21 protein-coding genes are annotated in these 21680 nt (G+C 46.0%); 13 read left to right on the forward strand and 8 right to left on the reverse strand.

Going from position 1 to position 21680, the window contains the following annotated elements; genetic code table 11:
- Positions 1-13: 13 nt before the first annotated feature.
- Positions 14-1594 (reverse strand): peptide chain release factor 3, encoded by a 1581-nt coding sequence (locus ACMXYU_RS14475; protein WP_415899229.1) that lies wholly within the window; start codon positions 1592-1594, stop codon positions 14-16.
- Between the two features lie 117 nt (positions 1595-1711).
- Between ACMXYU_RS14475 and ACMXYU_RS14480 the strand changes: the two genes are divergently transcribed.
- Together ACMXYU_RS14480 and ACMXYU_RS14485 are read left to right on the forward strand one after the other, a co-directional pair.
- Positions 1712-2965: an ATP-binding protein gene (locus ACMXYU_RS14480; RefSeq protein WP_415899230.1), complete on the forward strand. Its 1254-nt coding sequence runs from the start codon at positions 1712-1714 to the stop codon at positions 2963-2965.
- Entirely contained in the window at positions 2952-3488 is a 537-nt protein-coding gene (locus tag ACMXYU_RS14485) for a response regulator transcription factor (RefSeq protein WP_415899231.1), read from the forward strand. The genes ACMXYU_RS14480 and ACMXYU_RS14485 overlap by 14 nt, the downstream gene beginning before the upstream one ends.
- A 6-nt stretch (positions 3489-3494) precedes the next feature.
- Here ACMXYU_RS14485 and ACMXYU_RS14490 read toward each other — a convergent pair whose 3' ends face one another.
- Positions 3495-4163: an energy-coupling factor ABC transporter permease gene (locus ACMXYU_RS14490; protein WP_415899232.1), complete on the reverse strand. Its 669-nt coding sequence runs from the start codon at positions 4161-4163 to the stop codon at positions 3495-3497.
- 126 nt (positions 4164-4289) lie between these two features.
- Here ACMXYU_RS14490 and ACMXYU_RS14495 point away from each other — a divergent pair, with 126 nt between their 5' ends.
- Positions 4290-5204, forward strand: a complete 915-nt coding sequence (locus ACMXYU_RS14495; protein ID WP_415899233.1) for a GGDEF domain-containing protein — start codon at positions 4290-4292, stop codon at positions 5202-5204.
- Here the strand turns inward: ACMXYU_RS14495 and rimI are convergent.
- Genes rimI through ACMXYU_RS14510 form a run of 3 tightly spaced genes read right to left on the reverse strand, consistent with a single transcriptional unit; the run spans position 5201 to position 8068 of the window.
- Positions 5201-5665: a ribosomal protein S18-alanine N-acetyltransferase gene (gene rimI / locus ACMXYU_RS14500; RefSeq protein WP_415899235.1), complete on the reverse strand. Its 465-nt coding sequence runs from the start codon at positions 5663-5665 to the stop codon at positions 5201-5203. The two genes, ACMXYU_RS14495 and rimI, sit on opposite strands and share 4 nt — an antisense overlap.
- Before the next feature lie 9 nt (positions 5666-5674).
- Positions 5675-6493: a hypothetical protein gene (locus ACMXYU_RS14505; RefSeq protein ID WP_415899236.1), complete on the reverse strand. Its 819-nt coding sequence runs from the start codon at positions 6491-6493 to the stop codon at positions 5675-5677.
- 33 nt (positions 6494-6526) lie between these two features.
- Positions 6527-8068 carry a 2-isopropylmalate synthase gene (locus ACMXYU_RS14510; RefSeq protein ID WP_415885858.1) on the reverse strand — a complete coding sequence of 514 codons (1542 nt, stop codon included), beginning with the start codon at positions 8066-8068 and terminating at the stop codon, positions 6527-6529.
- Positions 8069-8364: 296 nt separating this feature from the next.
- On the opposite strand from ACMXYU_RS14510, the gene ACMXYU_RS14515 reads away from it, so the two are divergent.
- Positions 8365-9519 (forward strand): MalY/PatB family protein, encoded by a 1155-nt coding sequence (locus ACMXYU_RS14515; RefSeq protein WP_415901133.1) that lies wholly within the window; start codon positions 8365-8367, stop codon positions 9517-9519.
- A gap of 3 nt (positions 9520-9522) precedes the next feature.
- On the opposite strand, the gene ACMXYU_RS14520 is transcribed toward ACMXYU_RS14515, so the two are convergent.
- Complete coding sequence (locus ACMXYU_RS14520) at positions 9523-9948, reverse strand: hypothetical protein (protein ID WP_415899237.1); 426 nt, start codon at positions 9946-9948, stop codon at positions 9523-9525.
- Between the two features lie 17 nt (positions 9949-9965).
- Positions 9966-10934: an elongation factor P--(R)-beta-lysine ligase gene (gene epmA, locus ACMXYU_RS14525; RefSeq protein WP_415899238.1), complete on the reverse strand. Its 969-nt coding sequence runs from the start codon at positions 10932-10934 to the stop codon at positions 9966-9968.
- Between the two features lie 189 nt (positions 10935-11123).
- Here epmA and ACMXYU_RS14530 point away from each other — a divergent pair, with 189 nt between their 5' ends.
- Positions 11124-12101 carry an ion channel gene (locus tag ACMXYU_RS14530; RefSeq protein ID WP_415899239.1) on the forward strand — a complete coding sequence of 326 codons (978 nt, stop codon included), beginning with the start codon at positions 11124-11126 and terminating at the stop codon, positions 12099-12101.
- Between the two features lie 54 nt (positions 12102-12155).
- Here ACMXYU_RS14530 and efp read toward each other — a convergent pair whose 3' ends face one another.
- A complete protein-coding gene (gene efp, locus ACMXYU_RS14535) occupies positions 12156-12719 on the reverse strand; it encodes an elongation factor P (RefSeq protein ID WP_415882477.1) in 564 nt (187 codons plus the stop codon).
- Positions 12720-12845: 126 nt separating this feature from the next.
- Here efp and epmB point away from each other — a divergent pair, with 126 nt between their 5' ends.
- The 8 genes from epmB (at position 12846) to ACMXYU_RS14575 (ending at position 21552) form a co-directional block, all read left to right on the forward strand.
- Complete coding sequence (epmB, locus tag ACMXYU_RS14540) at positions 12846-13859, forward strand: EF-P beta-lysylation protein EpmB (RefSeq protein WP_415899240.1); 1014 nt, start codon at positions 12846-12848, stop codon at positions 13857-13859.
- Between the two features lie 105 nt (positions 13860-13964).
- Entirely contained in the window at positions 13965-15116 is a 1152-nt protein-coding gene (locus ACMXYU_RS14545) for a hypothetical protein (protein WP_415899241.1), read from the forward strand.
- 350 nt (positions 15117-15466) lie between these two features.
- Positions 15467-17449: an FAD-dependent oxidoreductase gene (locus ACMXYU_RS14550; RefSeq protein WP_415899242.1), complete on the forward strand. Its 1983-nt coding sequence runs from the start codon at positions 15467-15469 to the stop codon at positions 17447-17449.
- Positions 17450-17464: 15 nt separating this feature from the next.
- Positions 17465-18775 carry a cytochrome c3 family protein gene (locus ACMXYU_RS14555; RefSeq protein ID WP_415899243.1) on the forward strand — a complete coding sequence of 437 codons (1311 nt, stop codon included), beginning with the start codon at positions 17465-17467 and terminating at the stop codon, positions 18773-18775.
- A 47-nt stretch (positions 18776-18822) separates the two neighbouring features.
- On the forward strand, positions 18823-19404 hold the full coding sequence (locus ACMXYU_RS14560) for a DUF3365 domain-containing protein (RefSeq protein ID WP_415882482.1): 582 nt from the start codon (positions 18823-18825) through the stop codon (positions 19402-19404).
- Positions 19405-19428: 24 nt separating this feature from the next.
- The gene (locus ACMXYU_RS14565; protein WP_415899244.1) at positions 19429-19764 is read left to right on the forward strand and encodes a c-type cytochrome; all 336 of its coding nucleotides are present in this window, start codon (positions 19429-19431) and stop codon (positions 19762-19764) included.
- A 10-nt stretch (positions 19765-19774) separates the two neighbouring features.
- Positions 19775-20575: a group I truncated hemoglobin gene (locus ACMXYU_RS14570; RefSeq protein ID WP_415899245.1), complete on the forward strand. Its 801-nt coding sequence runs from the start codon at positions 19775-19777 to the stop codon at positions 20573-20575.
- 11 nt (positions 20576-20586) lie between these two features.
- Positions 20587-21552, forward strand: coding sequence for a 2Fe-2S iron-sulfur cluster-binding protein (locus ACMXYU_RS14575; protein ID WP_415899246.1), 966 nt, complete (start codon positions 20587-20589; stop codon positions 21550-21552).
- Positions 21553-21680 lie beyond the last annotated feature (128 nt).

The raw sequence follows: 21680 nt of genomic DNA on the forward strand, positions 1-21680 counted from the left end.
AGTGGTAAGTGGTTTAGTGCTCGCGTGTAGCACGGAAAGCTACATCAGGCCAACGCTCTTCAGCCAAACTCAAGTTCACGCGTGTTGGTGCTAAGTAAGTCAAAAGACCACTACCATCGATTGCCAAGTTATCATGATTCTTCTTCTGGAACTCAGCCAGCATTTTATCATCATCACACTCAGCCCAGCGCGCTGTCTGCACACTGATCGGCTCGTACTTACACTCAACCTTGTATTCATCTTTCAATCGGAATACAACAACATCAAACTGCAGCTGACCTACCGCACCCAAAATTAGGTCATTATTTTTCAACGGCTGGAATAACTGCACTGCACCCTCTTCCGATAGCTGCTGCAGACCTTTCTGTAGCTGCTTCATTTTAAGTGGGTCCAATGGGCGTACACGACGGAACATTTCCGGCGCGAAGTGAGGAATACCGGTAAATTTAAGATCTTCACCTGCAGTAAACGTATCACCAATCTGGATCGTACCGTGGTTATGCAAACCGATAATATCACCGGACCATGCTTCCTCTACGTTCTCACGATCACCAGCGATAAAAGTTACCGCATCTGCAATTTTCACATCCTTTTTGATACGTGCATGACGCATCTTCATGCCTTTGCTGTACTTACCGGAACAGATTCGCATAAAAGCAATACGGTCACGGTGTTTTGGATCCATATTGGCCTGAATCTTAAAGATAAAGCCACTGAATTTTTCTTCAGCCGGTTCAACTTCACGGGTTAGTGTCGCACGCGGAATTGGCGCAGGCGCCCACTCAACGAAATCATTTAGCATCTCGCGGACACCAAAGTTCGCCAAAGCCGTACCAAAGAAGACAGGGGTTAGCTTACCCGCCATGAACTCTTCTTTATCAAATTCATGAGTAGCACCACGAACCAGTTCCACTTCATCCAGGAAGTCTTCGTAGATATCACCTAAAAGCTCTTTAGCTTCATCACTCTCAAGACCTTTAACCTGAATATCTTCAGGAATAGTATGACCTTGGCCCGGCTGGAAGACATGAATCGTATCGGTATAAAGGTTATATACACCTTTAAAACGCGGCCCCATTTCGATTGGCCAAGTGATCGGTGCCGCTGCAATTTTCAGAACCTCTTCGATCTCGTCGAGGAGTTCAATCGGATCACGAATTTCGCGGTCCATTTTATTCACAAACGAGAAAATAGGCGTGTCACGCAGACGACAAACTTCCATCAGCTTAATGGTTCGGTCTTCGACACCTTTCGCCCCATCCACAACCATCAACGCAGAATCCACTGCCGTTAATGTGCGGTAGGTATCCTCAGAGAAATCTTCGTGACCCGGAGTATCCAGTAGGTTAACCATGCGACCGTTATACGGAAACTGCATTACAGAAGAAGTGATCGAGATACCACGCTCCTGCTCCATCGACATCCAGTCAGATGTCGCCATACGATCGCCTTTTTTCCCTTTTACGCTACCCGCTTGCTGGATCAACTGTCCGAACAACAACAGTTTTTCAGTAATGGTCGTTTTACCCGCATCGGGGTGGGAAATAATCGCAAACGTGCGGCGTTGATTAACTTCTTCTTGCAGGATACTCATGGATAAACATCATTTATGGTGACAGAAAGCAGGCATTATACTCCGACTGTGACAAATTACCTCCACTGCGACATTTTGCCTCGCCAGTTTTTCACCACTCTACGGTATAATCTTTTGATGGCTAATCATCGCGATAATTTAATTCAACTTTCTTACATCAGAACCGTTACCCTTTTCGGGCAATGTATTGCGGTTATCTTTGCGATTTACGGTTTGCAGGCCGACCTTAATGTCTGGTTAGTAGGCACAACACTCGCAGCCTTAGCGCTGCTAAATGTGATGACCTACGCCCGACTTTTTTCACCTTGGCCGGTCACAGAGCCTGAGTTTTTTACCCAATTAATCGCGGATATGGCGTTGTATGGCGCGCTTTTATTTCATATGGGGGGAGCAACCAATCCCTTTATATTCTTACTGCTCGTCCCGTTGATTATCTCTTCAGCCACAATGTCGAGAGCCTATGTCTGGCTGATAGCTTTCATGATCATCGCTATCTATAGCTCTCTACTGTTTTATTATGAACCTCTAGTTCAGCTGGATAACAGTCATCAGCACCGAATTATGGAACTGTTCGATATCCATATTTTAGGTATGTGGATCAACTTCCTCCTAACGGTAATTGTTGTAACCTATTTTATTGTTCGCATGCGTCAATCCATGCAGATACAGCAAGAGACATTGGATCAAGAACGCGAGAAACGCATTCAAGATCAACAGCTTCTATCGCTCGCAAATATGGCTGCCGGCACAGCTCATGAATTGGGAACGCCATTGAGCACCATGCAAGTCCTACTCAATGAACTTGAGCATGAGCACACTGAAAACCCTGAGCTAGTAGAAGACCTACAACTCTTACGCCAGCAGACTGAACTTTGTGCGCAGCGCCTGAAACAGATGAGCCAAAGTGTGAAAGAAGAGCAAGCGACTGCACAGCAGATGTCCACCATGGCACTGGTAGAAGATGTTATTGAGCAGTTTATGATTCTTCGGCCAGAGGTAACGCGTACCTTCACTGTACAAGGTGACGGAGAACCGCCTTCTCTTAACTGCACAACATCATTAAAACAATCCCTGTTAAACCTGCTAAATAACGCCGCAGATGCAGAGCCCGAAGATATCAATATCGAGCTAGATTGGGATCAGCAGACAGTATATTTCCGTATCTACGATAACGGTCCGGGAATTAGCCTTGAACAGAGCAGCAATTTAGGTAAACCTTTTATCACTACAAAGGGTAAAGGTTTAGGAATAGGGCTTTTCCTTACCAGTACAACATTGGCACGCTATGATGGCGATGTAAGACTCTACAACCGCCCTGAGGGCGGTACGTTAACCGAAGTGACTCTTCCGATAAGGCATGCAGATGACTGAACGCTTTCTGATAGTTGATGACGATCCGGCCTTTACGCGCGTACTCTCACGCGCCATGACACGTCGGGAGTTTGAAGTTCAAGTTGCACGTAGCGCAGAAGAAGCCGAAAAGCTGATTCAAACGTGGATTCCGGACCTAGCGACTGTAGACCTTAAAATGGACGGCGACTCTGGGCTAATACTGATCCCAAAACTTCGACAACAAAACCCTACAATGAAAATTCTAATGCTGACCGGCTATGCAAGTATCGCCACAGCAGTAGAAGCTATAAAACTGGGCGCAACCCAATACCTTCCGAAGCCTGCAGATGCCGATCAAATCCTGACCGCTTTAAATAAGATTGAGGCAGATGCTGAAATTGAAGTGACTGAACAACCCATGTCGGTGAACCGCTTAGAGTGGGAGCATATTCAAAAAGTGCTCAATGAACATGATGGTAACGTTTCAGCTACAGCTCGGGCACTTGGCATGCACCGAAGAACCTTGCAGCGAAAACTTTCTAAACGCCCTGTAAAACGATAAAGCGCTTCACTGATCGTCTATATAAACCTTGGCATCGAAGGTGCGCACCCAATCAGGATGAAACACCAACATCCCGGTGAGAAATATCCCGTTCATCAAGCCTTCTGGGAACATAATAAGCGGTAGATAACGTACATATTCGTGAATAATTTTCTCGACGGTGTATACACCATCTAACACTAGAATCGCACTTGCAGATAAGCCTGCAACAGCGGCGGAGAGGCCCGCACCCAAAAAACCACAGACGAATAAGAAAACAAAAAAATTCTTCATCATTTTGGCCTCAACAAAACGATGAAGAAGCCATGTAGACGCTACAGGCAGCAGTACAGAACAGACGCCACTTAACAGTAAGCCATCCCAGCTTTCCTTCCCCACTACAGCCATCCCAATTAGAGCAACAGTCGCAGATAGTATCGCCAGATCCCAACCAAACACTAAGGTCATAATGGTCAGGCCCAGAAAATGAATACCTAAACCAGGTGAGATACCCGCTCTCATGGACCATAAAACCATCAACAAAGCAGTAGCACCAAACAACATATGCTGTAGTGTTCGGTTGCCGCCCAATGTAGACCAAGGTGCATTTCTGATGGCATAAAACAAAACCATACAGTAAATAAGGGCACCACCAATCAACCAATATGAATGTAATAATCCTTCGGAAAAGCTCATATTTTTCTACTTTTTAATGATTAGGACACATTTTACGTTGAAGATTAATTATCTACTTATATGATAAAGAGATACGGAATTTCTTTTGACGTGTATCACTTTTCCCTTAACCAATGCGGAGAATAAATGAACATCCTTGTAGTAGATGATGATCGTTTTATTCGTGAAATAATCAGCGCCGTTATTCAGGACGCCAATCATACACCTATTACCGCCTCTCAAGGAGACGAAGCCTTAGCTGCTTTAGATAAGGGTGGTATTGATCTAGTTTTAACTGATGTCGAAATGCCAGGCCTCAATGGTTTCGACCTCACCCGCGAAATCCGCAACCGCTTCCCCAACGATTGGTTCCCTATAATTTTCCTCAGTGGCCAAAGTGATGAAAAACACTATGAGGAAGGCATTGATGCTGGCGGTGACGATTACCTAACCAAACCGGTCAGTCCGATTGTGCTTAAAGCAAAAATATTAGCGATGGAACGTATCGCTAATATGAAGAAAGCACTCGATGCTGCCAACTCTCGTTTAGAAAAACTTAGCTCTCAAGATCCACTTACAAAGATTTCTAACCGTCGAGATCTGGAAACTAACCTGTTAAAAGAATGGAAACGCAACAAACGAGAGCAACTCGAGTTAGCAGCCATCATGCTCGATATAGATTTCTTTAAAACCTATAACGATCACTATGGCCACCAGCAAGGGGATGAATGTCTTAAAGCCGTCGCTAAACTATTGAAAGGTCAGCTTAATCGTTCTCATGACCTTCTGGCACGCTATGGTGGTGAAGAGTTTGTCATTATCCTACCGGATACTGATATAGAGGGAGCAGAAAAGATCGCAAGCAACATTGTCGCCTCCTTAGCCACCAAAGCCATTCCTCATGTTAAGTCTCAAGCTGCAGAGCATGTGACTGTCAGCATGGGCATTAGCTCAACTGCTAACAATGCAGAAACACCCTCTGCACTGCTAAAGCAAGCCGATCAAGCGCTTTATAAAGCCAAGGACAGTGGTCGAAACCGCAGCTACACCTTCTCTGATTAATTACAGAGTACTGGCTCTATAGACATACCCATTAGCACAGCGTCTTCGCGTTGTCCCCCTTGAACTGAAGGGTAGTAATTTTTGCGCACCCCTTCAGTTACAAAGCCACTTTTATCATACAACGCTATTGCAGCTAAGTTAGATTCCCTCACCTCAAGCATCACTCGAATAACGCCAGCATTTTGTAGCTGTTGAGCTCCCTGACTTACCAGTAGCTGTGCATAACCACACCCTTGGTGGGCCGGATCTATAGCTATCTGGAGCAGTTCCGCTTCATCTAGAACTTGCGAAAACATGACATAGCCAATTAAGTCCGGCGCATACAAACCAAGAACGACAGATCGCTCTGATTCTATTTGCTGTAGGTATTGTTTAGCCGACCAGGCACCATGAGCAAAACAGGATTGAGCAATACGTTCTACTGCTGGAAGATCCTTGGCCTGAAGGACATCAATGTTCATAAGAGAAGCTTAAGCAACGCTAGATTTCAGGTCTAACCAGATTTGACGTTTAATTCCCGGAAGCTGCATCGCTTCAGTCAAACTGTAGGTCGCAACCGCTTTAACGCCAGATTTAATCGTGAAGCTGATACCTTTAAGCTCTTCCAAGCTCTCTTTACGATCCAACACCATTTGAGCTGCAGCTTCACCAAAGAGAAGTACCGTTTGTACCTCTTCAGTTTGCAGTTCTTTTGACAGCTTATGCTGAACTGCACTAAGCGCCTGCTTATAACCCTGATCTAAGGTTTTGCTAGCAAACATCGGCCAAGGAAGCATAAAAGCAGCTACAGCTGGACCTGATCGACCTAAAGCAGCCACGATGGCTGCAGCCAACTGTTGATAATTGTTAGCAAAATTACCTCCCTGAGGCGGTAAACTGTCCACAATCAACACGCTACCGATCCGCTGGAAGACAAGCTTAAAGACTGGAACTTCGTCCTGCTCCTGCGTTTGAACCTCATCAGACTCAGCAACTACATCAGCAGCGTCATTGGTAGGAGCTGCAACAGGCTTATTAACCTCTTCTGACACTAAACCTAACGCAGCGCGAGCTTCTGACATCCCCTGCTGCATAGTTTCAGGAGATGACTTTCTAGAAACAGGTGCTGTACTAGCTACATTTTGCTGCTGAGGGCGATTTGGAGAATCGAAAGGAATTTCTGGAGCGGGATACTGAAAGTCATCAACCCAATCAGGTGATGGTTTCGCTCCCGCTAGAGAAGCACAAGGTAGCCAGCTGGATATACCCATTGCGTCCAGGTATTGATGCCTAAGCTGTTCTTGCTCCATAGCCACTACCTTGCCTTAACGCTTAACCCTCAGTTACACCTGAGGGTGAGCTTTTTGAACGTTTGCATCCAGCATATTCAAAGCATGGATATAGGCTTTTGCTGATGCGATGATGATATCAGTATCCGCACCTAGGCCATTCACGATACGGCCTGCATTTTCCAGACGCACCGTCACTTCACCTTGAGAATCTGTACCTTCTGTCACAGCGTTTACTGAGTAGATCTGCAAGCTCGCACCAGAATCTGCAATCATCTCAATCGCTTTAAATGCCGCATCAACTGGACCACCGCCCGTCGCTTCCGCTGTTTTCTCTTCGTCACCCACTTGCATCACAATCTTAGCCACAGGCGTCTCACCTGTTTGAGAAGTCACAGATAGGCTTGTTAGCTTGAACTGCTCACTGCTTGCTGTAGCGCGAGTATCACTTACTAGAGCCACTAGATCTTCGTCAAAAATCTCGCTCTTCTTATCAGCAAGTTCTTTAAAGCGAGAGAAAGCATTGTTTAGTTCAGAGTCTGTCGCAAATGTTGTACCTAGCTCTTCTAAACGTGTACGGAACGCAGCACGACCAGACAACTTACCCAGTACCATACGGTTTGTGTTCCAGCCCACATCCTGAGCAGTCATAATCTCGTATGTTTCGCGGTGTTTAAGAACACCATCTTGGTGGATACCAGACTCATGCGCGAAGGCATTTGCACCCACGATTGCCTTGTTAGGCTGAACAGGGAAACCGGTCACACTAGAGACTAAACGCGATGCCGGAACGATCTGAGTTGTATCGACATTCGTTTCTACGCCTAGCGTATCTTTACGAGTGCGGATCGCCATCACGATCTCTTCTAGAGAAGCGTTACCTGCACGCTCGCCTAGACCGTTTACCGTACATTCAACCTGACGTGCACCGGCACCAACAGCTGCCAAAGAGTTAGCTACAGCTAAGCCTAAGTCGTTATGACAATGTACAGAGAAAATCGCTTTATCAGCATTTGGAATACGCTGGATTAGCTGACCGATTGTGTGAGCAAACTCACCCGGTACCGCATAACCAACAGTATCTGGGATGTTAATTGTACGTGCACCAGCATCGATTACTTTCTCTATGATACGGCACATAAAGTCCAATTCAGAGCGGCTTGCATCTTCTAACGAGAATTCAACGTCATCAATTAGGTTACGCGCACGCGTTACTGCTTTGACTGCTTGCTCAACCACTTGGTCAGGCTGCATCTGCAGTTTGTATTTCATGTGGATAGGTGACGTTGCAATGAAGGTATGGATACGACCCATTGCTGCATTCTGAAGTGCTTCACCAGCACGGTCGATATCAGCATCAAGCGCACGGGATAGAGAACAAACGCGACTTTCCGTCACAGCTTCTGCAATCGCTTTTACCGACTCAAAATCACCCGGACTCGCAATAGCAAAACCAGCCTCAATTACATCAACACGCATCTTCTCAAGCTGCTTAGCTACACGCAGCTTTTCATCACGCGTCATTGATGCGCCAGGGCTTTGCTCGCCATCACGCAAAGTTGTATCAAAAATAATTACACGATTGTCATTGCTCATAAGGTTTGCTCCAAACCGACTCACCAGCGATCAATACTTACAATTATCGCTGCTCTCTAAATTCTTTACAAAATCTGTATTCAAAAAAAGGACAGGAGAGCACTATACTGTTCAAAAAGCAGGGATAGTTTTCAACGCTATCGACAATAAAAACCAGTCTTAAAACTTCGCGTTGCTTTACTCTCTTGATAGCTCATAGCTACAGGGATTTGTGTGGTAATCCAATGCCCACCACTATAACGCCGGGCGGCTGTTTTGCAACCCGTGTTTTCGGCAAATAACGAACAAGTAGAGAGATCATGTCCACAGAGTTTGATTATCAAATCAACCGTAAAGGTACAGCGAGTCAGAAGTGGGAAAAATACAGTGATAGCGACATCCTACCTATGTGGGTTGCCGACACTGATTTTATGTCTCCGCCCGCCGTGATTAAAGCGCTACATGAACGTATAGACCACGGTGTTTTTGGGTACACAAATGTTCCTGTTGAGCTTAATGAGCTGGTTATTAAAAGGATGCAGAGCTTTTACAACTGGGAGGTCAACAGCAATGATATTGTTTGGCTACCGGGTTTAGTTTGCGGCCTCAACCTCGCTTGTCGCAGCCTCGGAGAAAGTGGAGATACGGTTTTAACCCCTAAACCTATCTACCCACCCTTTATGTCAGCTCCTCGTCTCTCCGATCGCGAAGTTTGCACACTACCTATGCAAGACATTGATGGCCGCAAGATCATCAATTTTGATGCGTTAGAGAATGCCCTCACCGATAAAACACGACTGCTACTGTTTTGTAACCCTCATAACCCCGGTGGTACGGTCTATCGCAAAGAAGAACTCGAACGCCTTGCAGAGATCATTATTAAACACGATCTCTATATCTGCTCAGACGAAATACACTGCGATTTAATTCTCGAACAAGGGCTACAACATACACCTATTGCTTCACTCAGCCCCGAGATCGCGGCAAGAACAATAACGCTCATGGCGCCAAGTAAAACTTTTAATATCGCCGGTTTGGGCTGCTCTTTTGCCATTATTGGTAATCCAGAGCTACGTAAGAAATTTATTAACACTAAGAAAGGTGTTGTGCCTGATGTGAATCTACTTGGATACACCGCAGCTATTGCCGCTTATCAGGAAGGTGAAGCGTGGAATCAACAACAGCTTGATTACCTCAGAGCTAATCGCGATTACCTACAAAATGAGATCAATCAGATCCCCGGCCTAAAACTCGCCCCAATTGAAGCCACTTACCTTGCTTGGATTGATGTATCAGGAGCGAAATTGACCAACCCTGCACATTTTTTTGAGCAAGCAGGTATAGGCATGTCTCCGGGAAGAGACTTTGGCGACAATAACTATATGCGTTTGAATTTCGGCTGCACACGAAGCACGCTCGAAGAAGCCGTTCGCCGAATTAAACGTGCACTGGTCAATGAATTACCAGCCTAAAACCTAAAGATCCGACTTAGACTCAATCAGTTTAAGAGCGCGTTTCAATTCATCAAAATACTGCTCCGCTGAGAAATTCAGCGGAGCAAAATCTCGATAATCCCAACCATCCTGTTTAGACCGAGCTGGATTATTCCAATTGTGCCAAACAACGATATCTGAATAACAAGATTGCGTTAGGTTTAACTGCCAACAATCTATATCACCGCAGTTACACACAAATGGAGTCAATACGATCTCACTATCAGTACAAGCTCGCTGCAACATCTCTTGATTAAAACCACAGATGTAGGCGCCACTAATACTGCCTGCAAAAGCCGCTTCATAATCACTCACCCCATCAAGTAGTGGCTGATCATCAACCAAAATATCGCAATAGTGCCCAAGCTGGCTCTGATAACCACCGTAAACCAACTTAAACTCATTCATCGATTAACATACCCCACTTAAGCACGCGGCAGATCAAAAGGGATAACATTGGCTAAGGAAGATTCTCTAAGCGCTAACATCAACAACCGATCAACACCTAAGGCTACGCCAGCACAATCAGGCATCCCTACCTCCAGCGCATCCACAAGACGAGAATCAAGAGGACGCTGTGGCAGATCCAATGCAGCTCGTTGCTTTTGATCAGCTTCTAAACGACGCTTTTGTTCGACACTATCTGTCAGTTCGTAATAACCATTCGCTAACTCAACGCCTCTGACAAACAGCTCAAACCTTGCTGCGACAGTTATTCCCGCTGCATTCCTTCGCACTCGCGCCAATGCAGCTTGGCTTTGTGGATAGTCCATCACAAAAATGGCATCGACCTGTTCAAGCTGTGGTTCGATGACATGAGACATCAACAAATTCAGCCAAGTATCTGGATCAGAGTCATCTAGCTCGATATCTATGTGCTTCCGCGTTTCTTTAATTAGGTCTTCTAAAACGACTTCTTCCGGCCTGAAGCCTAAATAGCGGAAAAACAGATCCGAGTAGGTGATACGTTCTACCTGATCTAACTGTAAGACAGGCTTAATCAAGGCTTCAATTTCATCTATCAGGTCAGCATCATCAAAGCCCGGACGATACCACTCCAACATAGTAAATTCAGGATTGTGACGACGACCATATTCGCCATTTCGAAACACCTTACTCATCTGATAGATAGGCCCGCTACCAGCGGACAACAAACGCTTCATGGCATATTCAGGTGATGTTTGCAGATATAACTGTCGCCCTTCTGCGCCTAACGTTTCGCGGTACTCTACCTCAATGCTATCGATAAAAGGATCACTCACCGCACAGTTAGACATCACTGGCGTATCTACTTCTAATACACCTCTCTGCTTGAAAAAATCACGAATATATCCGAATAACTCGCCGCGTTTACGCAAGTTGTCTATTGAAGCTGAAGGCTGCCAATCATTCATACTGAAGTTACTTATTCCATCTAAAACCACTAGGCGTAACTTTATCAGCTTGCCCCCCTCCAATAAAAATTAAATCGATGAACCCACATACGTAACTGTCCATCTGTTTGGTCACTTCACTTATCCCCTTCTACACTTAAGTGCACTATGCATATCACCGAATAACGGTCGCTGTAGAGGTATGCAGCCATGACAACACCTAAAAACTGTTCTTATTGCAATCCAGATGGTTGGCAATGCAGTGAACCCGCCAATGACTCAGGCCTATGCTACTGGCACGACCCTTCTGTGGATAAAAGCCAGGATAAAGGCGTAAAGAACGCTGTGGAAAAATGGGCTCAAGCAGGCAAGCCTCTCGATGGATTTCAGTTAGCACGCGCGCAGTTGGAAGATATCAATTTAGTAAACCGTGGTAGCAAGCAGGGTTATCAATGTCGGGAAGCTGACTTTTACCGTGCGAATCTGCGCAATGCGCATTGTTTTGGGCTCGACCTTAGAGGCTCCTCCTTAATGAAAAGCACCTTGGCAGGTGCCAACCTTCATTGTGCCCATTTAGAAAACTGTAACTTACTCGGTGCAGATCTAAGCCACTCCCGACTTGAAAATATCGATTGGGGAGATGAACTCCAACAAGAACGAAGAGCACTTGAAGCCTTCCAGCAAAAAAAACCTCAAGAAGCCATATCTTTATGCCAGGAGGCCGAAGAGGTCGCAAGGATAATCCGCAAACAATGTGAGAAAGAAGGACTTTTTGATATAGCTGGTCATTTCTTTAAGAAGGAGATGATCTTCAGGCGCTACCAAATGCCCATGTACAGCTCTCGACGAATTATCTCAAAAGGGGTCGATCTTTTTTGTGGTTACGGCGAATCCCCTATCAGGGTCGTAATGTTTTCAGTCTGTCTGATATTGCTGTGTGCACTGGTGTATTTCTTTCTCGGAACAACCGCATCCAATCCCATTTATTCGGACAGCACCGGAGCTACTGCAATCTTCTTGGAGTTTCTCAATGCAATCTACTTTAGCGTTGTGACCTTCACGACTCTAGGTTACGGAGACATAGCACCTATAGGGCTTGCAAGGTTTGTTGCAGCTGTTGAAGCCTTTTTAGGCAGTTTTACAATGGCGCTGTTTGTGGTGGTGTTCGTCAAGAAGATGACAAGGTAGGAGAAATAAAGCTAGGAGAGGAAAAGGGACAGAGTGATCTGCCCCTTAACAACATTACGCGCGAGAAACGTATTCGCCCGTACGTGTATCAATTTTGAGTACTTCACCTTCGTTGATAAACAAAGGTACGCGTACAACAGCGCCAGTGCTCAATGTTGCTGGTTTAGAACCACCCTGAGCAGTATCGCCTTTAAGACCTGGATCTGTCTCAGTTACTTCTAACTCAACAAAGTTAGCTGGAGTCACAGAGATTGGGTTACCGTTGAACAACGTAACCGTTACAGAGTCCTGCTCTTTCAACCATGGCTTAGCTTCAGCAACTGCGTTTTCGTCCGCACCTACCTGCTCAAACGTATTTGGATCCATGAAGTACCATAGCTCACCATCGTAGTATGAGTATTCCATAGTCGTATCCATTACATCAGCCTGCTCAACGCTCTCACCTGATTTAAAGGTACGTTCCCAGATACGACCGGACATTAGGTTACGCAACTTAACACGTGTGAACGCCTGACCTTTACCTGGTTTTACAAATTCAACGTCAACCATTGCGCATGGATCGCCGTCGATCATTACTTTCTGACCATTTTTAAACTGGTTAGTAGAAATGTTGCCCATAATGTTCTCTGTATCTCTTGTAAGTTTTTCTCAACCAACAAACCCTGTTGATCGTAAAATTGACAGACATTCTACTTGAAAGGAAAATGCGAGCAACTTTCAGTCGTAATTCCGTACAAAAACATCATGAATTCTATTTCTAATCCCATTCCCGTCACGGAAGAAGCCGACTGGCAGCAGCTCCTGAGTCACACGATTGATGACCCAGCCGAGCTGCTTAAGCTATTAGATCTCCCCGCATCACTACTTCATGGCGCGCAACAAGGGAGCAATCTCTTCTCACTAAAAGTGCCAAAGCCATTTCTACAGCGGATAGAAAAAGGTAATCCAAACGATCCTTTGTTACGCCAAATTCTACCGCTAGATGCAGAAAGCGCGGATATTCCAGGCTATGTCACCGACCCTCTTGCCGAGATGGCTGCAAACCACAGTGATGGACTTATCCACAAATATCACGGTCGTGTACTGCTTATTCTCAGTGGAGCTTGCGCAGTAAATTGTCGTTACTGCTTCCGCCGCCATTTCCCCTATCAAGACAACCGCTTAGGTTCTGAGCAATGGCAACAAGTGCTTGAATACTTAAAAGCAGACGACAGCATCACCGAAGTGATCTTTTCAGGAGGCGATCCTCTAGCTACCTCGGATAAACGCTTGTGCAGAATGATTGCTGATTTAGAAGAGATCCCTCATCTAAATCGGTTAAGAATTCACACCCGTTTACCGATAGTGATCCCGCAGCGAGTAACCTCCGAGTTAACCACGCTCTTTGCCAAGAGCCGTTTCGATATCGCGATGGTTCTTCATGCCAACCATGCTAATGAACTGGATCAACAGGTGGAGCAAGCTAGCGCAGATCTGAGAACAGCAGGCGTTACCGTCTTAAATCAAGCGGTATTACTCAAAGGCGTCAATGATAGTTCAACCGCGCTAACTGAGCTTAGTGAAAAGCTCTTCCACTTCGGTATTTTGCCCTACTACCTATTCACCCTAGATCCGGTAAAAGGCGCAGCTCACTTTGATATTCCTGACGATCAAGCTATCGCGTTGCATCAACAGCTGCAGGCAACATTACCGGGTTACTTGGTACCAAAACTTGCTCGCGAGATCCCTGGCAAACGTTCTAAGACACTGCTGTTCTAACGAAAGGAAACTGAAACTTTTTCATATTCTTAGTTTCACCCTTTGATTCCCTCGACTGCGGCCGATAACTCTCGAATGGAATAATTAGTACTAGAGGGTGAAGCAATGCGTATTGCAGCTTCTGATATTGCACTGGAGAGTGCAGCACACCAATCGACCTATACTGAAATTAGAGAACATCTAACCGAGGGTTATGTTCGCGCTGGCGATGCTTTCAATAAAGAAAATTTGGTCGAAGGTAGCCACAGGGAGCGAGTGGTAAAAGAAGTAAATCAAAGCACTCAAGCTGATGACTCAACCTATGCCGATTTCCGCAAACAGATGGAACGGGAAAATGTCGGTAAATACAGCCTTGATCAGCTAATCACAAAGACGACGGGGAGTAGCTCAAGTCTATTTGAGTTAAACCCAGAAGATAAAGTCAAAATTGAGCTTCTAAAAAAGCTGTTTGAGAGCATGACTGGCAAAAGCTTCAACGTCGGCTTGTTAGATGCGCAAGCAGTAGGAAATAGCGGTAACAATTCTACTACTGAGCAAGCGACGACATCCGCCAGCCAACTGAGTATTACTTCTGGCGAAGCCCTAGAACACGGCTTTGAATACAGCTACAGCGAAACCACGACCTCGACCGAGCAAGTCCAGTTTCAAGCCCAAGGGCAAGTGCGTACTACAGACGGTCGGGTTATCGATCTCAACCTACAACTCAATATGAGCCGCTCACTCAGCGAGAATCAAAGTTTTCAAATTCGCTTGGGGGCAGCGCTTAAAGATCCTCTCGTGATCAACTTTTCTGGCCAAGCCGCCGAACTTAGCGCCGATACAATTGAGTTCGATATAGATAGCGATGGTGAGCTGGATACCGTTCATCGTCTTGATGACTCGAGCGGTTATATCGCCCTCGACAAAAACAACAATGGTTCAATTGATAATGGTAACGAGCTGTTTGGCGCACAGTCAGGTAATGGCTTTAAAGAGCTCGCAGCCTACGATGATGATAACAACGGTTTTATCGATGAAGGCGATGCAATCTGGGATCAATTACGCATCTGGGTCCAGCATGATGATGGCAGTAGCAGCATGTTCACTTTAGCCGACAAAGATATTGGCGCTTTATATCTTGGATATTCCCGGACAGACTGGGAGCTCAGTGCAGGTCAACATAGTGACGAAATGGCCGGAAAAATTCGTGCAACAGGTCTCTTTCTAACAGAGGAAGGCGAGACAGGTACCTTACAGCAGGTTGATCTAGTCGTGTAACTATGAAGCCTTTTGTTAACACTTAAATCACGCTTACTAATTCCCCCTCAATTGTATCCAAATTGGGGCAAACCGATTAAATCATCCCCCTCAAAAAACCGCTTTTGCTCCTTTTTGGCACACCGACTACGTAACTTTTTTGCGCAGTTTTATTGCTGTTTTTTTGACCAAGCCAATTTATGGTGCACAGCAACATAAAGAGCAGCCATATTCATACATACAAAAAACATCAAACTAACACACTGAATTTAAATGATTTTTTATAGAAAAATGTAAAGATAAAACATTTTTGGCAAGACTTTTGCTCTATCACTACCAAGGTCATTGAGCACGACCGAGGGGAGCAAATAATGAGCGAAGTACAACCAAAAGTGAGCAACGGTGCTGACAAATGGGATCAAGCGATCATTGTGGTCGGAGCTGGTCCTGTTGGATTCAGGTTTATTCAAGAGTTGCGTAAAAACGCACCTCAAGCACCGGTAATTTTATTTGGTAATGAACCCTACCTTCCCTATGACCGTGTTCGCCTGAGCGCCCTACTTGCAGGTCAAGACTCCGCAGAAAACTTATTACTTCCACTAGATGAATTAGATAACGACCCTCTTTTCAAATACCTCTTCAAAGAGATCGTTTTGATTGATACTGAAAACCACAGCGTTACAGATTCAGAAGCTAATCATTACAGTTACGCCAAGCTAGTCATCGCCACAGGCTCTCGTGCACACGTTCCACATATCACTGGTGTAGATCTGGAAGGTGTATTCACATTCCGCAACATGCGCGATGCCGAAAAACTCAAAGCACGTACAACACGCAGCCAAGATTTAGTTGTGGTTGGCGGCGGCCTGCTCGGTTTAGAAGCCGCGCGTGCCATGCAAGGCAATCTGACCAACATCACTTTGGTCCAGCAAGCTAGCCGCATCATGAATCAACAGTTAGATGATGATGCCGCTGCAATGCTACAAAGCCAGCTCGAATCTATGGGCATTCGCGTCATTGTTGGCGCTGGAGTTAAAGGCGTAGTCGGTGATCAACGGGTTGAAGGGGTCAAACTACGTGATGGTGAAACACTCAAATGTGACACCGTACTCATCTCTGCGGGTATCAAACCTAATATTGAGTTAGCGCGTAAAGCTTGGATCAAAGTAGGTACCGGCATTCGCGTCAACGATAGCTTACAAACATCTGATCCAGACGTGTACGCCATTGGTGAATGCGCGGAACACCGAGATAAAGTTTACGGGTTGGTAGCTCCTGGCTTCGAACAAGCCGCTGTTGCTGCCAATCACATGACCCAAGGCGATAGCCAATATTTAGGTTCTCATAGCATCGCTCGCCTTAAAGTCGTCGGCGAATCCGTTTTCAGTATGGGTGATGTCTTAGACGATCAGCCTTACGATAAAAAACAGTTTTTCAGCTACAAGACCAAAGATGGTGGATATCGCAAATTAGCCATTCGAAAAGGGCGTATTGTGGGTGCGATGGCGATTGGCGACTGGGATGAGATCCCTCGTATTCAGGAGCTGATCACCCACCAGCGCCGAGTTTACGCATGGCAGATTATGCGCTTCCGCTTTACCGGAAACCTTTGGAATCCAGCGTCTAATAGCCCAGAAAACTGGCCAGAAACCGCAGTGATCTGTAACTGTAACAACGTGACTCGTGGACAACTCAGCTACGCCATGGACCAGCAAGGCTGCTGTACCATGGAAACGATTGCCAAATGCACAGGCGCTACAACCACATGCGGTAGTTGTAAGCCGCTTGTTCAACAAATTCTTGGCTCCGAAGCAGAGCAACAAGCCGCACCAGACAGCAGAAATTTATTGATCACCTCTTTAGGGGTATTAGCCGCATTGATCGCCTTTCTTATGGTGCCAGCCTTTACTGTCAGCACATCCGTGCAAGATTCCATACGCTTAGATCTTTTCTGGAACGATGGTTTCTACAAGCAAGTAACTGGATTCACGCTGTTAGGCCTCACGATTGTTGGCCTTCTTATGTCGCTTAAGAAACGCAGCAAAGCACTTAAGCTTGGCTCTTACAAACTGTGGCGCAGTCTACACACTATTTTGGCCCTCCTCTGCCTAATCATTTTATTGGCCCATACCGGATTCAATAGTGGCCAAGCCCTTAACCAATGGCTACTGATCAATTTTTTACTCTTAGCGGGTTTAGGCATTGTGATCAGCCTCGCGATAGGCATGCAACACAAGCTGTCCTTCAATGTCGGTAAGCAACTACGCAGCATCGGCTTTTGGGGTCACTTATTACTGAGCTGGCCTCTGCCAGCCCTTTTAAGCTTCCACATTCTCAGTGTTTACTATTTCTAGGTCGGAGAGATATTCATGAGTCGTAAATTATCTATCTGGCTTGCTTGGTTAGTGCTTTGCTTTTCGCTGGCAGGCTATTTTGGTTACCAGATGTTCTTAGAAGAACAGAAGCCTGACTTCATAATCGGTGAAGCGACACACGGTCACCATCAAATCGAGATGAGTTGTGATACTTGCCACACCGATCCTTTTGGTGGTGAAGAGGTCATCCATGATGCGTGCTTAGGCTGCCACCAAGAAGAGCTGAAAACCTCCCACGACTCACATCCAATCAAAAAGTTTACCGACCCACGTAACGCTGATCGACTCGAAAAGATCAATGCCGTGAGCTGCGTGACCTGTCATGGGGAACATAAACAAGATCAAACCTTCGAGATGGGTGTAACGCTACCAGACGACTTCTGTTACGAGTGTCATGCAGAAATTGCCGAAGAACGACCCAGTCATGAAGGCATGGGGTTTGACACTTGCGCCTCGGCAGGTTGCCACAACTATCACGACAACCGCGCACTCTATGAAGATTTCCTTTTGAGCAACAACGAAGGCCCAATGATCAAAGCGATGGCCCAGGTTTTAGCTCGAACCGGTACGCAATCAATCAAACGTAAAGCAAGTCTATCAATAGATCAGGCTGATGCGCCTTCTGCCTCGCCTGAACACCTTAAAGAGTGGAGTGAAAGCATACATGCGACAGCTGGTGTGAACTGTACCAGTTGCCATGCACCACAAGGACAAGCATGGCAAGACGATCCAGGTCTTGCCGCATGCAATAGCTGTCATACCCACGAAGAAAAAGGCTTTTTGGCAGGAAAGCACGGTATGAAACTATCGGTAGGGTTGGGCAAGATGTCTCCAGTCACCGGTCGAGCCGCTTTCCATGAGAACGCTGATACAACAGGTCTAGACTGTGCAAGCTGCCACGATGCTCATAAACCTGAGCCGAAGCTCGCTGCTGTCGAATCCTGTACCAGCTGTCACAACGATACCCATACACAGAACTATGCCAATTCACCTCACGCAGAACTTTGGAAGCAAGAGCTAAAAGGCGAGCTGCCTGCAGGCAGCGGCGTGGCCTGTGCGACCTGTCATATGCCGCGCGAAGTGCACAAAGAGTTTGGTGAAGAGGTCGTTCGCGTACAGCACAACCAAAGCATGAATTTACGTCCGAATGAAAAGATGATCCGAAGCGTTTGCATGGATTGTCACTCCCTTTCATTCAGCATCGACGCGTTGGCTGACGAAGTACTGATTGAAAACAATTTTAAAGGGCTACCTTCTCAAAACATTCCGTCAATCCAGATGGTTTTAGACCGAGAAGCTAAATAGCCCTATACCGATTTACTTATGAGAACTTGGGGAACGAGGAAAATACTATGCTGAAAAAAGTAACTTTAGCCACTGCAATAGCGGCAACTGCACTAGCAATCACAGGCTGTCAGGAAGAAGAGAAAGCGGTTGGTATCGATCCAAGCAAACACACTGACGCACTCTTCGCAGTAATGAATGCTGACCGTACTAACTACACAAAATACATTGTTGGTCGTCTTGGCCCTAAAGGAGCTGATGCCGTTATGCCAGTTGAGCACTGGAAAGATGTAGATAACGGTGTACCACTTCCAGCGCAGATGTTCCGTTTAGGTTATGAATCTGTATCGGAAGTAACGGATGACTTCACATATTCTCTCCAGTCAATTTGGCCAATCAATTCACAAAACGCACCACGTACTGACATGGAGAAAGAAGGCCTTGAGTACGTTGCCAAAAACCTAGGTAAAAACTTCTACGGAACAGAAACATTAGGTGGCAAAGACTACTTCACTGCGGTTTACGCAGATGTTGCTTCTGTAAAAGCCTGCGTGAGCTGTCACAACGGCCATAAAGATAGCCCTAAAACAGACTTTAAACTCGGTGATGTTATGGGCGGTGTCGTTATTCGTGTACCTCTAGGCGAGTAATCACCCATGTTTAACGGTGCTCTGATGTCGCTGTTCACACTAATCCTAGTGTCTTTTATCGCCACAGGATGTGACTCAAGCGAGACAACGAAGACTGCTGCTCTGTCTCCCGAATTGCAACAAGGGAAAGAGATCGTAGAGGGCCGATGCTTTGCGTGTCATGCACAAAGCATCAACGGCGCCCCTATCGTTGGTAACAAAAAGATGTGGAAAACACGTGCGACTCAGGGCAAGGCCGTTCTGGTCGAACATGCCATTAATGGTATTGGCCTGATGCCAGCTAAAGGTGGTTTTACAGATCTTTCTGACGAAGAGATCGGCTTAGCAGTTGGCTACATGCTTTCACAAATCAAAGAATGAGGGATCTAACATGGGTTGTTTCTTCAGCAAATTGAAATCAATTTTCGGCGGGGCTAAGTGCCAAGCCTCTCTTTATGAACGACTAGGCGGCGAAACAGCGGTAGACGCTGCTGTGGATATTTTTTATCGCAAAGTGTTGGTAGATGATCGCATCAGCCACTACTTCGATGATGTTGATATGGAAGGTCAAGCCGCAAAACAAAAAGCCTTTCTAACCATGGTTTTTGGTGGCCCCCATAACTACACCGGCATGGATATGCGCGAAGGCCATAAACACCTCAAAGGGCTAAACGATAGCCACTTTGATGCGGTCGTTGAAAACCTAGCCGCGACCCTAACTGAACTGGGTGTTGGCAGTGAAGATATCGGCGAAATTGCAGGTATCGCGGAAAGTGTAAGAGATGACGTTCTTAATCGCCCTAAAGAAGGCGAGGCAGCCCAAGAGGAAAAAGAGATGAGTTTATACGAGCGAATTGGTGGCGAAGCAGCGGTAGATGCTGCCGTCGATATTTTTTACCGCAAAGTGCTTGCTGATGACCGTATCAGCCACTACTTCGATGATGTAGATATGGATGGCCAAGCAGCCAAGCAAAAAGCCTTCTTAACTATGGTCTTCGGCGGCCCGCATAACTACACCGGGCAAGATATGCGGGAAGGTCACAAACATCTTAAAGGACTTAACGAAACCCATTTTGATGCGGTCGTTGAAAACCTAGCCGCGACGCTGACTGAACTAGGCGTGAGTGAAAGTGATATCGGCGAAATTGCAGGTATTGCCGGCAGCGTTAAAGACGATGTGCTTAATCGCTAAGGAGTCACAACATGGTAAGCGTCAGATTTGAAGAGGCTGATATTACGGTCAAAGAAGGCTCTAACCTTTTAGAAGCCTTATTGGATGCTGGTCACGACATTCCCAATTCATGTCGTGCTGGCGCTTGCCAGTGCTGCATGCTCCAAGCAACAGAAGGTACGCCACCAGCTGATGCTCAAAAAGGTCTTAAAGAGACTCAAAAGCAACAGGGCTACTTTCTGGCTTGTCGCTGCCAGCCAAATACTGCAATGAGCGTTCAACGGAATGCGCAAGCATCCTCAACCGAAGGGATCTTAATCAGTAAGCAACAACTAACGGACTCCATTCTGCAACTCAAACTAAAAGCAGATATCGATTACTTAGCAGGACAATATATCAATTTAGTTCGTCATGATGGATTGAGCCGATCTTACTCAATCGCCAGCGTAAAAAGCCTCGATGACCATATAGAACTACAGCTACGTATTTTTAAAGATGGGCAGTTTAGCCAATGGGCACTCAATGAATTTGTACTGGGTGAAAGCATTGAGCTACAAGGGCCATTTGGCGACTGCTTTTATACCAAAACAGATCTCAACCAACCGATCCTTATGGCGGGTACCGGAACTGGGTTAGCTCCTCTTTATGGCATTGTCAGAGATGCCTTACAACAGGGTCATACCGGCCCAATCAGCTTATTCGCTGGCGCTAAAAATAGCGCAGGCTTATACCTAGTCGAAGAGTTAAAAGCGTTGAGTGAGCACTACGATAACCTCACTTATTATCCCGTTGTGCTCGAAGAAACTAGATCAGAACCAGACGGTTGCGAGATCGGTGATCTCAATGCCGTAGTCAAAAACAGGGTACCAAATACCAAGGGCTACCGAGCTTATTTCTGTGGTTCTGAAGATCGCGTCAAAACATTACGTAAACAAACATTTTTGGCTGGCGCCAATATGCAGGACATCTACTGCGACCTGTTCACTCCCTCGAGTTAGGTAACTTGCTAGCCTAACTCCACAAGCCGGCACTGCCGGCTTTTTTATTTACCAGCTGAAGATCTAAAACCCTCTATATACCTATTTCCGGCACGTTTCCTGCTGTTAACCCTATAAAACCCCAAATG

The sequence above is a fragment of the Neptuniibacter sp. QD48_11 genome (assembly GCF_047778095.1).
Lineage (GTDB): Bacteria > Pseudomonadota > Gammaproteobacteria > Pseudomonadales > Balneatricaceae > Neptuniibacter.

Excerpts from the sequence above, each read along its gene's own strand:
- ACMXYU_RS14520 (WP_415899237.1), bottom strand. The coding sequence starts at position 9,948 with ATGAATGAGTTTAAGTTGGTTTACGGTGGTTATCAGAGCCAGCTTGGG.
- ACMXYU_RS14510 (WP_415885858.1), bottom strand. The coding sequence starts at position 8,068 with ATGAGCAATGACAATCGTGTAATTATTTTTGATACAACTTTGCGTGAT.
- ACMXYU_RS14475 (WP_415899229.1), bottom strand. The coding sequence starts at position 1,594 with ATGAGTATCCTGCAAGAAGAAGTTAATCAACGCCGCACGTTTGCGATT.
- ACMXYU_RS14490 (WP_415899232.1), bottom strand. The coding sequence starts at position 4,163 with ATGAGCTTTTCCGAAGGATTATTACATTCATATTGGTTGATTGGTGGT.
- ACMXYU_RS14495 (WP_415899233.1), top strand. The coding sequence starts at position 4,290 with ATGAACATCCTTGTAGTAGATGATGATCGTTTTATTCGTGAAATAATC.
- efp (WP_415882477.1), bottom strand. The coding sequence starts at position 12,719 with ATGGGCAACATTTCTACTAACCAGTTTAAAAATGGTCAGAAAGTAATG.
- ACMXYU_RS14545 (WP_415899241.1), top strand. The coding sequence starts at position 13,965 with ATGCGTATTGCAGCTTCTGATATTGCACTGGAGAGTGCAGCACACCAA.
- ACMXYU_RS14550 (WP_415899242.1), top strand. The coding sequence starts at position 15,467 with ATGAGCGAAGTACAACCAAAAGTGAGCAACGGTGCTGACAAATGGGAT.
- ACMXYU_RS14505 (WP_415899236.1), bottom strand. The coding sequence starts at position 6,493 with ATGGAGCAAGAACAGCTTAGGCATCAATACCTGGACGCAATGGGTATA.
- ACMXYU_RS14480 (WP_415899230.1), top strand. The coding sequence starts at position 1,712 with ATGGCTAATCATCGCGATAATTTAATTCAACTTTCTTACATCAGAACC.
- ACMXYU_RS14530 (WP_415899239.1), top strand. The coding sequence starts at position 11,124 with ATGACAACACCTAAAAACTGTTCTTATTGCAATCCAGATGGTTGGCAA.
- epmB (WP_415899240.1), top strand. The coding sequence starts at position 12,846 with ATGAATTCTATTTCTAATCCCATTCCCGTCACGGAAGAAGCCGACTGG.
- epmA (WP_415899238.1), bottom strand. The coding sequence starts at position 10,934 with ATGAATGATTGGCAGCCTTCAGCTTCAATAGACAACTTGCGTAAACGC.
- ACMXYU_RS14570 (WP_415899245.1), top strand. The coding sequence starts at position 19,775 with ATGGGTTGTTTCTTCAGCAAATTGAAATCAATTTTCGGCGGGGCTAAG.
- ACMXYU_RS14575 (WP_415899246.1), top strand. The coding sequence starts at position 20,587 with ATGGTAAGCGTCAGATTTGAAGAGGCTGATATTACGGTCAAAGAAGGC.
- rimI (WP_415899235.1), bottom strand. The coding sequence starts at position 5,665 with ATGAACATTGATGTCCTTCAGGCCAAGGATCTTCCAGCAGTAGAACGT.
- ACMXYU_RS14485 (WP_415899231.1), top strand. The coding sequence starts at position 2,952 with ATGCAGATGACTGAACGCTTTCTGATAGTTGATGACGATCCGGCCTTT.
- ACMXYU_RS14560 (WP_415882482.1), top strand. The coding sequence starts at position 18,823 with ATGCTGAAAAAAGTAACTTTAGCCACTGCAATAGCGGCAACTGCACTA.
- ACMXYU_RS14555 (WP_415899243.1), top strand. The coding sequence starts at position 17,465 with ATGAGTCGTAAATTATCTATCTGGCTTGCTTGGTTAGTGCTTTGCTTT.
- ACMXYU_RS14565 (WP_415899244.1), top strand. The coding sequence starts at position 19,429 with ATGTCGCTGTTCACACTAATCCTAGTGTCTTTTATCGCCACAGGATGT.